We start from the raw sequence: 14,086 nt of genomic DNA on the forward strand, positions 1-14,086 counted from the left end.
GTTTCCGCTGCGCATCACGGGCTCACCAGGTCACCGGCGCTGTAGCGCACCGTGGACCCGTTGCGGCCCTTGAGGATCTGCAGCTGCGCCGGGATCCGCTGTTTCAGTTCCGCTACGTGGCTGACCAGTCCAACCACCCGCCCGCCGTCCCGGAGGCCTTCCAGCGCATCCATGACCTGTTCCAGGGACTGCTCGTCGAGGCTGCCGAACCCTTCGTCCACAAACAGGGTCTCGATGTTCACCCCGCCGGCTTCCTGCTGGACCACGTCGGCCAGGCCCAGGGCCAGGGCCAGGGAGGCCATGAAGCTTTCCCCGCCGGAGAGGGTGGAGGTATCCCGCCGCTGTCCGGTCCACTCGTCGGTGACGTGCAGGCCCAGGCCGGCCTTGCGGTTGCCGGACTTTGAATCGCTGTGCACCAGGGCATAGCGGCCGCCGGTCATGGCGGCGAGGCGCTCCGTAGCCGCCGCTGCCACCTGCTCCAGGCGTGCGGCCAGGACGTAGGTGCTCAGGGTCATCTTGTATTCGTTCTCGCCGGCACCGCGGGCGGTGTCAGTGACGGACTGCAAAAGGTCCCGGCGGGCACGCAGGGGTGCGGTGCGCCGGAGCGCCTCCTCCAGTTCCACGGAGTATTCGGCAAGCCGGACGGCGGAGCCTTCCAGCAGGCGGACCAGCACTGCGGCTTCCTCCTGGGCCTTCCGTATCTCTGCTGCCTGTTCTGCGGCCTCGGCTACGTCTTCCTCGTCCGGTACTGCGGGGGGCTCCCCCGCGGCGTCCTCCGGTTCCGCTGTGGCCTGGGCTTCCCGGCGCACCAGCAGCCGGCGGCCCTGGTCCTCCCAGTCCGAGACGGCTGCGGCGTAGGCCTCGGCCGTGCGGGCGTCCAGCAAAGCGGCGGTGACTTCGGCCGCCGTGGTGAAGGCTGTTCCGGCCAGTGCTGCCTCCAGTTCAGTGTCTGCCCGCTCCGACTCGTCCGCAGCCGCAGCAGCGGCACCGGCGGCCTCCCGCGCCGCAGCGGCAAGCTCCGTGAAGGCTGTCAGGGCCCGGACGCGTTCGCTGATGCTGCCGAACCCCTGCAGCGCGGCGGCGATGCGCTCCGAGAGTTCGGCGGCCTGGTCGCGGGCGGCTGCGGCGCGGGAGTCCGCCTGGGCGGCGGCAATGAGCGATTCGGAGCGGGTTGAGTCTGCAGCGGCCAGTTCCGCACCGATCTCACTCAGGCGGCGCTCGGCGTCGGCCAGTGCCCGGGCGGCGCTGCGGGCCTGCTCGAGGCCGGTGCGGGCGGCGTCGAGCTTCTCCTGCGCGGAGTCCGCATCCCCCGCGCCGCCCCGGGCACGCAGGGCGGCGGCTTCCTCAGCGGCGGCGGCGGCCAGCTGCCGGGCTTCGTCATAGGCGGCTTCCGCCCGGGCCGCGCGTGCCTTCGCTTCCTGCTCGGCTTCCCGGGTTGCCGGCGCCTCACCGTCAGGCAGCTGCGCCGGGCGCGGGTGCTCCAGTCCCCCGCAGACCGGGCAGGGTGCGCCGTCGGCGAGGTCCTGCGCCAGTTCGGCGGCAGCCTGGTCCAGTCGTGCCTGGAGCAGGTCCTGCCAGGCCTGCCGAAGGTCCTGGTAATCCTGGCGTGCATCGGCGGCGGCCGTGCCGGTAGCCTCCGCGCGGGCGGTTGCCTCGGCATAGCCGCTGATGGTGGCGACCAGCTCCTGCGCAGCGGCCAGGGCGGTTTCCGCCCGGGTTTCCCCTTCTGCCAGCCGTCCCAGCTCTGCTGCTTCCCCGGCCAGCTCCGTCTGCTCCGTACGCAGGGACGTCAGCACAGCGGCTGCGGCGGCGGCCTGGTCCCGGGATCCTTCGGCGGCTTCCGTTTCCGTCCCGGCCCGGGCCAGCAGCGCGTCGGTGCGTTCCTCGTCTTCCAGGGCAGCACGTGCGGCTGCCAGGTCCGCTCCGACACGTGCCTCCAGTCCGTCCGGCAGCGGTGTTCCGGCGTCCGGGTGGACGTCGTAGGCAGGCGCGAGCGCGTGGCCGGCCAGCTCCTGCAGGGCGTCGCCGGCTTCCGTACGTCGGGCTGCGGCACGCTGTGCGGCTGCTTCCGCCGTCCGGACATTGCCGGCCAGCACGGATGCGGCCGCGTGGGTCTGCAGCGCCGCCCGCTGCGGCTCAATCTCTGCTTCGGCCCGGGCGTGTTCGGCTTCCTCACGGATCAGCTGCTGCAACGCCAGTCCGCGGGCGCGCCGGTGTTCGAATTCCTGCAGGTGTTTCTCGGCGCGGTCCCGGGCCGTGTGCAGCTCGGTGAGTTCCTTCCGGGCAGCGGCGGTGCGGAATCCCAGTTCCGCCCGGAACTGCTCGAGTTCGGCCTCCCCCTCCTCGGGCTCGACGGCGTCCTCCCCGGCCTCTCCGCTGCCCTCGCCGCTGCCGGAAAGCTCACTGCGGTAGCGGCGGATCTCGTCCCGTGCACGCAGCAGCACGGTCTCGGACCGGGACTGCGCGGCCTCGAAGCGGTCGGTGGCTTCAGCCAGTTCGGTTTTGAGCCGGCGTTCAATGTCTTCGAACCGGGAGGTGCCGAACAGCTGCTGCAGCAGCTGTTCCCGGGAGGCGGCATCGGCGCGCAGGAACGCGGCGAAGTCCCCCTGGGGCAGCATGACCACCCGGGTGAACTGCTCCCGGTTCATCCCGAGGAGCTCGGTGATTTCCGCGGAGGCCTCATCGTTGCGGGAAGACTTCTGCACCCAGGCGCCGTCAATGAACTCCTGCAGCAGGGTCTTGGCCTGCTCGGTAACCGTGCTCTTCCCGCCGGCGCGCCTGGCGGGACGTTCCCACTGCGGGCTCCGGACCACTTCAAAGCGCCGTTCACCGGAGCTGAACTCCAGAACCACCTCGGGGGCCGTGTCCTGGTCGGCGTGGTCGCTGCGCAGCCGCCGGCCCTGCTGCCGGGCGCCCGGGACGGTGCCGTAGAGGGCGAAGCAGACGGCGTCGAGCACGCTGGTCTTACCGGCACCCGTGGGACCGTTCAGCAGGAAGAGCCCGTGGGCACCGAGCTCGTCGAAGTCAATGACCTGCCGGTCCGCGAAGGGACCGAAGGCCTGCATTTCCAGCCGGTGGATTCTCATTTTGCTGCCTCTGCTTCGCGGACCTTGTCCAGGATTTCGATGAAGAGGTCCTTTTCCTCATCCGCTGCGCTGCGTGACCGGACATGCTCGAGGAAACCGCAGCAGACATCGAGGTCATCCGTGGCTTTGGCCAGCCGCTGGCTGTAGGTCTGTGCCGGGCCCCGTGCCCCGCCCTCCGGGTCAAAAGCCAGCACCAGGGTGTCCGGGAACCTGGTGCGCACCTGTTCCATGGCCCTGGCCGGGCGCTGGCTATCCGTCAGGGTGACCTGGCAGTAGGCGTCCTGGGCGTCGGACAGGGACGGATCCGCCAGGAGCTCCTCGAGTTTGCCGCGCAGCACCGCCAGGCGGCGCCGGGCCGGCCAGGTCACCGGTTCCACGGAGGCGAGGCCGCCGGCGTCGAACTCCAGCAGCCATCCGCCCTTGGCCTGCCGGGCCTCGGAGAAGGAGTACGGGAGCGGGGACCCGCTGTAACGGACCGTGGAACTGAGCTGCTGGCGGCCGTGCAGGTGGCCCAGCGCCGTGTAGGAGAAGTCCTCGAACAGGTCCAGGGGAACGGCGCCCAGGCCGCCGACGGCGAGGTCCCGTTCACTGTCGCTGCTGATGCCGCCGCTGGCGAAGGTATGCGCCATGACCACGGAGGCCAGGGGACCCTCAGCCTGCTCCCGGGCACGGATGTCCTCGCGGATCCGCTGCACCGCAGCAGCGGCGACGGTGAAGTGGTTCGGCACATCGACACCGAGGTCCCCGGCCGCCAACCGGGGTTCCAGATACGGAATGCCGTACACAGCCACCGGCCGGCCCTCGAGGGGAAGGACCACGGGCCGGGCGATGTCCGCATAGCGGGTGCGCAGGTAGACGCCCGCGCGTTCGAACAGGGCGCTGCCAAAACCCAGGCGCGCGGCGGAATCATGGTTGCCGCTGGAGAGCACCACCACGGCCCCGGCTTCCGTAATGCGTTCCAGTGCCGTATCCAGCAGCCGTACGGTGTCCACCGCCGGCAGCGCGCGGTCATACACGTCTCCGGAGATCAGCACGGCGTCCACCCCCCGGCTGCGGACGGTGTCCACCAGCTGGTCGATGAAGTCCGTCTGGGCCTCGAGCATGCCGACGCCGTGGAAGGAGCGGCCCAGGTGCCAGTCTGAAGTGTGCAGTAAACGCATGTCTTAAAAAGTACAGCCCGGCACCGACAGTTAACGGATCGGGGGCAGCGGCGCCTGCCGCTGCCCCCGTGGGGTGCCGGTGGTGAATCCCGGCGGAAATCCCTGCTGCGCTAGATGCGCGTGCCCGGCGTGCCGTCCTCGGGACGGGTGGTGCCGTCCACCGGACCGGTGCTGCCGGTGCCCTCAGCGGGCTTGTCGAAGAAGCCGCGGGCTTCCTCGTCGGCTGCGGGGGCCGTGCTGCCGGCGCCGGCGGCCGGCTTGGTAAGGGTGTGCTTCGCGGGAGTGTGCTTGGCGGGTGCCTGGTCGGCGGCCGTGGCGTCACCGGTGGCGCCCGCGTCCGTCTCCAGTGCGGGGGCTTCGTCATTGCGGTGGGCATCGATGGTCATGTCGACGCTGCGGAAGATCAGGCCGGCAATCACGGCACCGAGCACGGGTGCAACCCAGAAGAGCCAGAGCTGTTCCAGGGCCCAGCCTTCGGAGAAGACGGCGACGGCGGTGGAACGGGCCGGGTTGATGCCGCCGTTGGTGACGGGGATAAGCACGGTCAGCAGGACTGCGTAGGTCACGCCGACGGCGAAGGCGCCCTTGGCCGCGGCGGGCCGGCGGGATTCTGCGGTTGCCCGGCGGGACGCTGCGCCGAGGAAGACGGCGGTGAGCAGGGCACCGGCGATGACCTCAATCAGCAGCGCGCTGGCAAGCGGGAAGAGGTTAGTCGAGTGCTCGTCGTAACCGTTGGCCGTCGCGCTCAGGAACTCCCGGGTCTGCTCGCCGATCTGCTCATGGCCTGCGATGACCACCCAGAGCATGGCGACGCCGAGGACGGCGCCCACCAGCTGGGCCAGGATGTACGGCAGGACAAACTTCCAGGCCGTGCGTCCGGCAACTGCGCTGCCAAGCGTGATGGCAGGGTTGAAATGGCCGCCCGAAATGTAGCCGAACGCCACCATGGCACCGGCAAGGGCCAGGCCGAAGGCCAGCGGCGAGGTGATACCGCCGCCGCTGCTGCTGCCGAAGATGGCGATTCCGACGCCGACGAAGAGCAGAAGGAAGGATCCGATAGCCTCGGCTACCGCCCGTCCGAGGAACCCGAAGGTGTAGCCACCGTTCACGGGCGTCCGGTCGCGGACGGGCGCTGCGGCCCGGGCTCCGTGCAGTGCTGAGGACTCAGATGACATAAAAGAGGAATTCCTAACATGGGGTTGGCGGCGCTGGATTCGCGGCCGCGGGTACTTGCAAGCGGTGCTGCGACACAGGCCGTTCCGGTACGTGCCGGTGGCCGGAAGATGCACTAACTCACTTCAAACTACCCCAGCCTGTCAGCGCAGCCTGTTAACTTCCTGAATTTGCCCTGTTTACCGGTGGATTGCTGTCCGGACACCCCCTTCCCGCACGTGCGCCCTGACCCAGGCAGCCGACTCTCAGCTCTCGACACCTGGCACCCGGCCCCCGGCACCCGCACCCAGCACCCAGCACCCAGCACCCAGCACCCAGCACCCAGCACCCAGCACCCGAAGCTACCCGGCCGCAGCAGCCCGCGGACCCACATCCACCTCACCAGTTCCCACCAAGTGGTGCTCCTGTGACCTGTGGGACCACAGGAAGGAACATCTACCCCACAAGCTGGGAATGCCCACGCCCGCATCGCGCAGTTCCCACCAAGTGGTGCTCCTGTGACCTGTGGGACCACACGAGGCGACATCTGCCCCAAAGACTGGGAAGTCCGGCCGCGATCTCGAACTGAAAGGGTGTTGCCCGGGACAGGTTGTTGACCCGGCCCGGCCCCCCCAGCCCAACCGCCCGGCCCGCCCGGCCAAGGGTATTGCCCTGCCCCCTTGCGGCCCGTGCCCGGGTGTCCAACAGCGCTGGCAGCCCCGGCGCCCAGCACCCCACCAGCCCAACCGCCCGGCTGCCCGGCAGCCGGACCGGACGTTCCGAACCCACCGCCTATGCTGGAACAGTGATCCCCGAACCCGTTTCCTCTCCCGATTTCCTTTCCTCCGCAGCCCTGTCGGCCAAGATCCGAGGCTGCCTCCTCGGCGGCGCACTGGGTGATGCTGCTTCCGGGACCGGTGCGTCGTCCGGCACGTCGATTTCCGCCCACACCCAGCTGGCCCTCTATTCGCTGGACGGGCTGCTCGAGGCCATCGAGTGGGCGAACGAAGGAGTGGGAGCGGACGAGACGGCATGCGTCTGGCTGGCCTATCTGCGCTGGATGCGCGGACGGGGGCTGCAGCTTCCCGCGGCCGGTCCGTCGCCGCTGCCGAGGCCCATCGATTCCGAGCCCCTGCTGCAGCCGGAGGGAACCGGCGACGCCGGGGCCGTGGATCCCGACGTCCTCTCGGCCCTTGCCACGGGGGAAATGGGCACGCGGCAGCGCCCGCTCAACACCGGCGCCGACACTCCTGCCGCCCTGGTGCGCTCGGCTCCGTTCGGACTGCTCCCCTACGTGGAGACTGAAACGGTTTACAAGCTGGCGCTCGACGCCGCCTCTCTGACGCACGGACATCCTGCGGCACGGCACTGCGCTGCAGTCTTCGCCTCCACGGTCCACGGCCTGCTCGCTCCCGGGGCAACGCTTCGGACCGCCGCAGGGGAAGCACTGGACCGCGCGCGGGAAAACGCGGCACCCGACTTCACCGACCGGCTGCAGGCGGCACTGGCCGACGACGCCGCGGGCACCGCCGATCGCCCCTCCCGCGCGTCCGGGACGGCTACGGCACCGGCCGACGACGACGCCGCCGTCATCCCGGATCGGATGCCCACCGCTGAGGAAGCGCTAACCATTGGCCTGCGCGCAGCCCTTGCCGTGGAAGACACGGCTCTGGAAGTCGCCGCCAGGAAACAGCCAGCAAGCGCCGACGACGACGCAGCGGACCTCGCCGCCGCAACGGCTGCCGCCATCCGCATCGCTGCAGCCGCCGGCGGCGCCCCGGCCGCCGTCGTCACGGGAAGCCTCCTGGGGACCCGGTTTGCAGCCCTCCCCGACGCCGATCTCGAGGCCCTGCGCGAACGCACCATGATTGAGAAACTCGCTGCGGGGTTCATCGCCGCGACGATCGCCCCCTAACCCCGGGGTACCTGCCTACTGCGAGGCCTTCGGCCAGATCCCGCCCAGTGTCTGGAGGAACTCTGCTTCCGACAACACCTCAATGCGCTGGCCGCGCTCGTGCAGGTCCAGGACCCGCCGTGCCTTGCCGGTCAGGCGTCCGCTGCGCAGGTCCCCGGGCTCGAACCCGTCCCCCACCACCAGGACGCTGGTGGCACGCGTGACGTTGCTGGCCGTGCGTGCCCCGACTTCGGCGGCACGGTCCTTGGCGGACTGCCTGGACATGCCCAGGTCGCCGGTGAAAACAACCGTTTGGCCGAACAGGGGATGCGCCGGGTCCGCCAGCGGATTCGGCGGCGGGTTGTCTCCCTCGGACGGCCAGCCCTGCCAGCCCGTACCGGCTGCCGCCGCTGTGCCCGTTCCCCGGGCCAGGGCGTCCCGCGTGGCTTTGGAGAGCGGGTGCTGCCCCGGAACATAGGCCGGCAGGCGGGACGGCGGCCGTCCGTCACGGAGGAAGAACTCCGGCATGGTCTGTGCGCCGCTGCGGCGGGCAATGTCGATCATGATTCCGGCGCAGGCGCGGGCGTCCTCGGTGGCGTCGTGGTGGTTCAGCAGCGGCACTCCGGCCGCTTCCGCCGCAAAGGGCAGCGAATGTGAGGGCAGCTGGTAGGTGCGCCGGGAGTGGACCACGGTGCAGGTGTAGTCGTAGGCCGGTCCGGCCAGCTCGGAGACCTCCAGCGCGGAGCGGATCACCCCCATGTCAAAGGCTGCATTGTGCGCCACCAGGAGGTCCTCGCCGATGAAGGCACCGATCTCGGGGAAGAGCTCCCCGAACCGCGGCGCCCCGGCCACCATGTCTGGTTCGATGCCGTGGATCCGCACGTTGCGCGGGTCGAAGAAGTCATGCCCCTCCGGCGGACGCATCAGCCAGGACGCCTCTTCAACAACCTGTCCTCCGCGGACCCGGACCAGGCCCACGGAGCAGGGGGAACCGCGGAAGCCGTTGGCCGTTTCAAAATCTATTGCGGTAAAGCTCAGTCCTGCCTCAGGCATTGTCGAGCGCCGCACGCTTCCGCCGGGCACTGCGGACCTTGGACGTCACGAACCAGACAGCCGCGACAACCACCGCCACGATGACAATCTTCTGGAAGACACCGGCGTACTCCTCCACGATGTGCCAGCTCTCCCCCAGGTAATAGCCAGCCACGATGAAGATCGTGTTCCAGATCAGGCTGCCCGCCGTGGTCAGCGCGGTGAACGTCCAAAGCGACATCCGCTCGATACCGGCGGGGATGGAAATCAGGCTGCGGAACAGCGGGATCATCCGGCCGAAGAACACCGCCTTGTTCCCGTGGCGCCCGAACCAGGCCTCCACCTTGTCCACGTCTTCCAGGTCCACCAGCGGCACCTTGGCCACCAGCCTGCGCGTCCGGTCCCGTCCCAGCCACGCACCGAGACCGTAGAGGGCCAGGGCGCCGACGACGGAGCCCAGAGTGGTCCAGAAGAGCGCGGCGGCGATCGAGAAGTTCCCCTGGCTGGCGGTGAACCCGGCCAGCGGCAGAATGATTTCGCTCGGCAGCGGCGGGAACAGGTTTTCCAGCGCGATGGCCAATCCCGCGCCGGGGGCACCGATGGTTTCCATCATGCCGACCGCCCAGTCCGCCACACCCCCAAGGGCGGAGGGCTCGTCTGAGGCAGGGCCTTCGACGGCAACGGAGGTGGCTGGGGTCAACGCAGGTGTAATAGTCATCTCGCGCTCAATTCTGCCCCAGGGCCACGGACAGGGAAGAATCCGCGAACCGTCCCCCGGCGTGTTTGGGACACATCACACATCCCGGCTCCGGGTCAGGAAACGCCCGGAGTCCCGTCCGCCAGGGCGGCAACCAGGGCAGGCAGCAGCGCACGGAAGGCCTGTCCGCGGTGGCTGATTGCGTTCTTTTCCCCGCTGCTGAGTTCCGCACAGCTGGCCGTCAGTCCGGACGGCTGCAGGATGGGATCGTAGCCGAAGCCTCCCGTCCCCCGCGGCGCCGGGAGCAGAGTCCCCCGCAGTTCGCCGCGTTCCACCGTTTCGCCGCCGTCCGGCAGCGCCAGGGCAGCCGCGCAGACGAAGGCAGCCCCGCGGTGCCCGGCCGGAATATCTGCCAGCTGGGCGAGGAGCAGGTCCAGGTTCGCGGCGTCGTCACCGTGCCTGCCGGACCAGCGCGCCGAGAAAATGCCCGGCGCTCCGCCCAGCACGTCCACGGCCAGTCCGGAGTCATCGGCCACGGCGGGCAGGCCGGTGGCGGCCGCCACCGCGTGCGCCTTGAGCAGGGCGTTCTCTTCAAAGGTCACGCCGGTTTCGGCGACGTCGGGAGCCCCGGCCGCCGCGGCGTCGATCACCTGCGTGTCGACGTCGAGTCCGGGCACCTGCCCGCGCAGCAGTTCGCGCAGCTCACGCAGCTTGCCCGGGTTACGGGTGGCCAGGACCAGGCGGGCGGAAGGCTGCGGCATTAGGCCAGACCCAGGGTGCGGCGCTGGATGACTGCCAGTTCCGCCGTACCGGCCAGGGCAAGGTCCAGCAGGGCGTCGAGCTCAGCGCGGTCGAACGGGGCGCCTTCGGCCGTGCCCTGCACCTCGACGAACTTGCCCGAGCCGGTGACTACGACGTTCATGTCGGTTTCGGCCCGGACGTCCTCGACGTACGGCAGGTCCAGCATCGGCACACCGTCAATAATGCCCACGCTGATGGCTGCCACGGTGTCCAGCAGCGGAGAGGCGTTTTTGGCAATGAGCTTGTTGTCCTTGGCCCACGCCACGGCGTCGGCGAGCGCCACATAGGCGCCGGTGATCGCGGCGGTGCGGGTGCCGCCGTCGGCCTGCAGGACATCGCAGTCCAGGACAATGGTGTTCTCGCCCAGGGCCTTGGTGTCGATGATGGACCGCAGCGAACGGCCGATCAGCCGGGAGATCTCATGCGTGCGTCCGCCCAACTTGCCCTTGACCGATTCGCGGTCATTCCGGGTGTTGGTGGCCCGCGGGAGCATGGCGTACTCAGCAGTGACCCAGCCCTTGCCTTCGCCCTTGAGCCAGCGCGGCACGCCGGGCGTCAGCGAGGCGGTGCACAGCACCCGGGTATTGCCGAACTCAATCAGCGCCGATCCTTCAGCCTGCTTCGACCAGCCCCGCGTAATAGTGATGCTCCGCAGCTGGTCGGGGGTGCGGCCGTCGGAGCGGACGACGGTGGAGGGCGAGGTGGAAACAGGACTGTTTGCGGCGGTTGTCATACGCCCAGTCTATCGGCCGGCTGGTCCGGTCCGGCGGGATGCTCATTCCACCCTTCCCTGCCCGCTGCCGTGCCCCTAGGGTGGCGCCGTACCGTCGGACCCCCTCGAGGCCCTCCCGGATACGGGCGGGATGAAGGGCACGACCCGCTGCAATGAAGCAGAAAGGATCGGCACGCACATGCGCAGACTGACATTTTTGGGGGTGGCCGTTTCGCTGGCCCTGACAGCGGCCCCGGCAACGGCAACGGCCGCTGAACCATCGGCTGCGGAGCTCACGGGGACGCTCCCGAACGGAGCAACGTGGACAGCGCAGGTACCGCAGGACTGGAACGGCACTCTGGTGCTCTACAGCCACGGCTTCAGACCCGGCCCGGATAATCCGGCAGAGGATACGGGCTTCGCATCCACAACCTCGGCGCTCACGGACCGGGGCTATGCGGTTGCGGCCTCGTCCTACGCAACCCCCGGCTGGGCCCTGGGAACAGCGGTCCAGGACCAGCTGGATACCCTGGCGGCTTTCTCGTCCGCGGCGTCAGAGCCGGACCGGACCATCGCCTTCGGCACCTCGATGGGCGGCCTGGTCAGCAGCCTCATTGCCGAAACCCCGGACAGCGGCGTGGACGGGGCGGTGAGCACCTGCGGACTGCTGGGCGGCGGGATCAACCTGAACAACTACCAGCTGGACGGCATTCATGCGCTGGCCGAGCTGCTGCTGCCGGGCGTGGAGCTGCAGCTGACCGGATTCCGCACCGGTGAGGAAGCCGGCGTCACCATCAACGCCCTGATGGGGGCGGTGCAGCAGGCACAGACGACGCCGGAGGGCCGGGCCCGGCTGGCCTTGGCGGCGGCGCTCATGAACATCCCCACTTGGTTCAGCGGGGACTCGGAGCCGGACCGCAGGGATTACGCCGCCCAGCAGGAGGCCCAGTACAACTGGCTGCTGCAGACGATCCCGTTTGTGGTCGGCTCGCGTTCCTCCATTGTCAACGCCGCCGACGGCGACAGCGGCTGGAATGAAGGGGTGGATTACCGCTCCCTGCTGCGGGACTCGGCGCAGCAGCAGCAGGTGAAGGCACTGTACCGCGGTGCCGGGCTGGACCTGCGGGAGGATCTGCAGACCATCACGTCCACTGCGGACATCACCCCGGATCCGGAGGCCCTGCAGTGGATGGAGCGCACCTCCACCCCGCACGGCGAGCTCCTGATGCCGGTGCTGACCATGCATACGCTGGCCGACATCCTGGCGCCGGTCCAGTACATGGAGGAATACGAGGAGACCGTCCGGGAGGCCGGTGCCGGCACGCTATTGCGCCAGTCCTACATCGAGCGGACCGGGCACTGCAGCTTCACCGACGCTGAGCGGGTGGCCGCTGTGCTGGCCATGGACCAGCGACTGGACACCGGACGCTGGGGGAACGTGGCCGAGGCGGGGCAGCTGGACCGGGTCGCCGAGTCCCTCGGCCTGGGCGAAGCCGATTTCATCAGATACCGTCCCGCGGAATTCGTCAATGACCGCGAATACGCGGAGGATTCCGGCCACGGCCACGGGCACGGTGATGGTCACGGCCATGGGAAGGGACACGGCAAGGGCCACGGACATGGCGACGGCCACGGGGACGGCCACGGACACGGGAGGGGCCGCTAGGGAGCCAATCCTGCCGGGCGGATGACCCCGGGCACGGCGAGCGGCGCCGTGAACGGGGTCCCGACGTCGTAGGAGACACCGGCGACGGCAACCGCCAGGTCCCCCGCGTAGGTTTCGCGGGCCTCGGAGACGCTGATGCTGGCGTCGTTCCAGACGGGCAGGTGCGTGAGCAGCAGCCGCCGGGCGTTTGCCGCCGTGGAGGCTTCTCCGGCGCGGCGGCCAGTCAGGTGCACTCCCTCGATCGCGTCGTCGCGGCCCTCATGGAAGGCCGCTTCACAGAGGAAGATATCGGTGTCCCGGGCGGCGTCCTCCAGTCCGGGACAGGAATCGGTGTCCCCGGAATACGCCAAAGTGCGCAGCACGGGTTCGCCGTCGGCGTCCACGGTGCGGGCTTCCACGCGAAGGGCGTATGCCTCTTCGGCCGGGTGCCGCACCGGATACGGCGTCACGGTGAACGGGCCGATCTCCACTGCGCTGCCGGCCGTCCAGTCGGAAAATTCGAAATCCTCGTGCATGCCCGGGTCCAGCTCCAGCCCGTAGGCGGTGGCCATCCGGTCCGCCGTAGCTGCGGGCCCCCAGACCTTGATCCGGTCCCGGTTCCAGCCCGCCGGGTCCCAGTGCACCGCCACGTGCAGCCCGCACAGGTCCATGCAGTGATCCGGGTGCAGGTGGGTGAGCAGGACGGCGTCGATGTCCCGCAGGTCCATGTAGCGCTGCAGGGCACCAAGGCTGCCGTTGCCCAGGTCCAGCAGGATCCGCCAGTCGCGGACGCCGTCGTTGGCGGTCACGAGGTAGCACGACGCCGGGGAGGCCGGGCCGGGGAAGGAGCCGCTGCAGCCCACAATGGTCAGTTTCATTCCGAGCCGTTCCGGAAGACGCCGCTGTGCGCTTCCAAGCGTTCAGGGGCGTCCGCCCGGGCGTCGGCAATCATCTGCGGGGTGACCCGTGCCATGCTGCCGGTGGGGTAATGCGCTGCCACGTGGTCCACCTGCTGGACGCTGAGGACCTCGGGGCCCAGGAAGCGCCGGGCCAGCAGTTCGAAGGAAGCCGAGTCTCCGGTGGCAACAAAGGTGTGCTGCGGGGCGGTCTGCCGGCTCCGTTCAATCCCGTGCGAAATCAGGGCATGGTAGACGTCCTTGGCGGTTTCCTCGGCACTGGAGACAAGCGTGACGCCGTCGCCCATGACATAGGAAATCACGCCGGTGAGGAGCGGATAGTGGGTGCAGCCCAGGACCAGGGTATCCACGTCACGGGCCTTCAGCGGAGCCAGGTATTCCTCCGCCGTCGCCAGCACGTCCGGCCCGGAGGTGATGCCGGCTTCGACAAATTCCACGAACGCCGGGCAGGCCACCGAGGACACCTGCAGGTGCGGGGCCGCGGCGAAAGTGTCGTCATAGGCGCGGGAGCCCACGGTGGCGGCGGTGCCGATGACGCCGATCCGTCCGGTGCGGGTGGCCGCGACGGCGCGGCGGACAGCGGGCTGGATGACTTCGATCACCGGAATGCCGTAGCGGTGTGTGTAGCGTTCCCGGGCGTCGCGCAGGACGGCGGCTGAGGCAGTGTTGCAGGCGATGACCAGGAGCTTGACGCCGGAGTCCACCAGTTCATCCATGACGCCCAGCGCATTTGCGCGGACTTCGGCGATGGGCAGGGGCCCGTACGGTCCCTTGGCCGTGTCCCCCACGTACATGATGGCTTCGTTCGGCAGCTGGTCCAGGACGGCGCGGGCTACCGTCAGGCCGCCGACGCCGGAGTCGAAGATGCCGATCGGGGCATCCGGGTCTTTGACCCGGAGTGATTCAGGCTGTGACATGCCCAGTGGGTGTGCGGAGGTGCTGGCCGGGTTCGAACTCATAATGTAACGACAATAGCCCTCCCCCGCGTAC

Annotated in this window: 11 protein-coding genes; 2 read left to right on the plus strand and 9 right to left on the minus strand. The window is 69.3% G+C overall.

All coding sequences use genetic code 11. The features are described 5' to 3' along the window. Positions 1-14: 14 nt before the first annotated feature. The 3 genes from GD627_RS16055 to GD627_RS16065 all read right to left on the minus strand — a co-directional run bounded on the left by GD627_RS16055 (position 15) and on the right by GD627_RS16065 (position 5,421). Entirely contained in the window at positions 15-3,086 is a 3,072-nt protein-coding gene (locus GD627_RS16055) for an AAA family ATPase (RefSeq protein WP_152273380.1), read from the minus strand. After that, a complete protein-coding gene (locus tag GD627_RS16060) occupies positions 3,083-4,246 on the minus strand; it encodes an exonuclease SbcCD subunit D (protein ID WP_152273381.1) in 1,164 nt (387 codons plus the stop codon). The genes GD627_RS16055 and GD627_RS16060 overlap by 4 nt, the downstream gene beginning before the upstream one ends. A 110-nt stretch (positions 4,247-4,356) precedes the next feature. Then, on the minus strand, positions 4,357-5,421 hold the full coding sequence (locus GD627_RS16065) for an MIP/aquaporin family protein (protein ID WP_152273382.1): 1,065 nt from the start codon (positions 5,419-5,421) through the stop codon (positions 4,357-4,359). A gap of 674 nt (positions 5,422-6,095) precedes the next feature. Between GD627_RS16065 and GD627_RS16075 the strand changes: the two genes are divergently transcribed. After that, positions 6,096-7,313: an ADP-ribosylglycohydrolase family protein gene (locus GD627_RS16075; protein ID WP_194266084.1), complete on the plus strand. Its 1,218-nt coding sequence runs from the start codon at positions 6,096-6,098 to the stop codon at positions 7,311-7,313. 15 nt (positions 7,314-7,328) lie between these two features. Here the strand turns inward: GD627_RS16075 and GD627_RS16080 are convergent, their stop codons facing one another. The 4 genes from GD627_RS16080 to rph form a co-directional block, all read right to left on the minus strand. After that, positions 7,329-8,345, minus strand: a complete 1,017-nt coding sequence (locus GD627_RS16080) for a 3'-5' exonuclease (protein WP_152273384.1) — start codon at positions 8,343-8,345, stop codon at positions 7,329-7,331. Continuing rightward, complete coding sequence (locus GD627_RS16085; RefSeq protein WP_152273385.1) at positions 8,338-9,042, minus strand: DedA family protein; 705 nt, start codon at positions 9,040-9,042, stop codon at positions 8,338-8,340. Before GD627_RS16085 ends, GD627_RS16080 begins: the two co-directional genes overlap by 8 nt. Before the next feature lie 95 nt (positions 9,043-9,137). Then, the gene (gene rdgB, locus GD627_RS16090; protein ID WP_152273386.1) at positions 9,138-9,782 is read right to left on the minus strand and encodes an RdgB/HAM1 family non-canonical purine NTP pyrophosphatase; all 645 of its coding nucleotides are present in this window, start codon (positions 9,780-9,782) and stop codon (positions 9,138-9,140) included. Beyond that, positions 9,782-10,555 carry a ribonuclease PH gene (rph, locus tag GD627_RS16095; protein ID WP_152273387.1) on the minus strand — a complete coding sequence of 258 codons (774 nt, stop codon included), beginning with the start codon at positions 10,553-10,555 and terminating at the stop codon, positions 9,782-9,784. The genes rdgB and rph overlap by 1 nt, the downstream gene beginning before the upstream one ends. 178 nt (positions 10,556-10,733) lie before the next feature. On the opposite strand from rph, the gene GD627_RS16100 reads away from it, so the two are divergent. Then, positions 10,734-12,200 (plus strand): alpha/beta hydrolase family protein, encoded by a 1,467-nt coding sequence (locus tag GD627_RS16100; protein WP_194266085.1) that lies wholly within the window; start codon positions 10,734-10,736, stop codon positions 12,198-12,200. Here GD627_RS16100 and GD627_RS16105 read toward each other — a convergent pair. Together GD627_RS16105 and murI are read right to left on the minus strand one after the other, a co-directional pair. Further along, on the minus strand, positions 12,197-13,057 hold the full coding sequence (locus GD627_RS16105) for an MBL fold metallo-hydrolase (RefSeq protein WP_152273388.1): 861 nt from the start codon (positions 13,055-13,057) through the stop codon (positions 12,197-12,199). The two genes, GD627_RS16100 and GD627_RS16105, sit on opposite strands and share 4 nt — an antisense overlap. After that, positions 13,054-14,013, minus strand: coding sequence for a glutamate racemase (gene murI, locus GD627_RS16110; RefSeq protein ID WP_246165576.1), 960 nt, complete (start codon positions 14,011-14,013; stop codon positions 13,054-13,056). The genes GD627_RS16105 and murI overlap by 4 nt, the downstream gene beginning before the upstream one ends. Positions 14,014-14,086 lie beyond the last annotated feature (73 nt).

Origin of the sequence: Arthrobacter yangruifuii (assembly GCF_009192775.1) — a bacterium.
GTDB classification, from domain to species: Bacteria; Actinomycetota; Actinomycetes; order Actinomycetales; family Micrococcaceae; genus Arthrobacter_B; species Arthrobacter_B yangruifuii.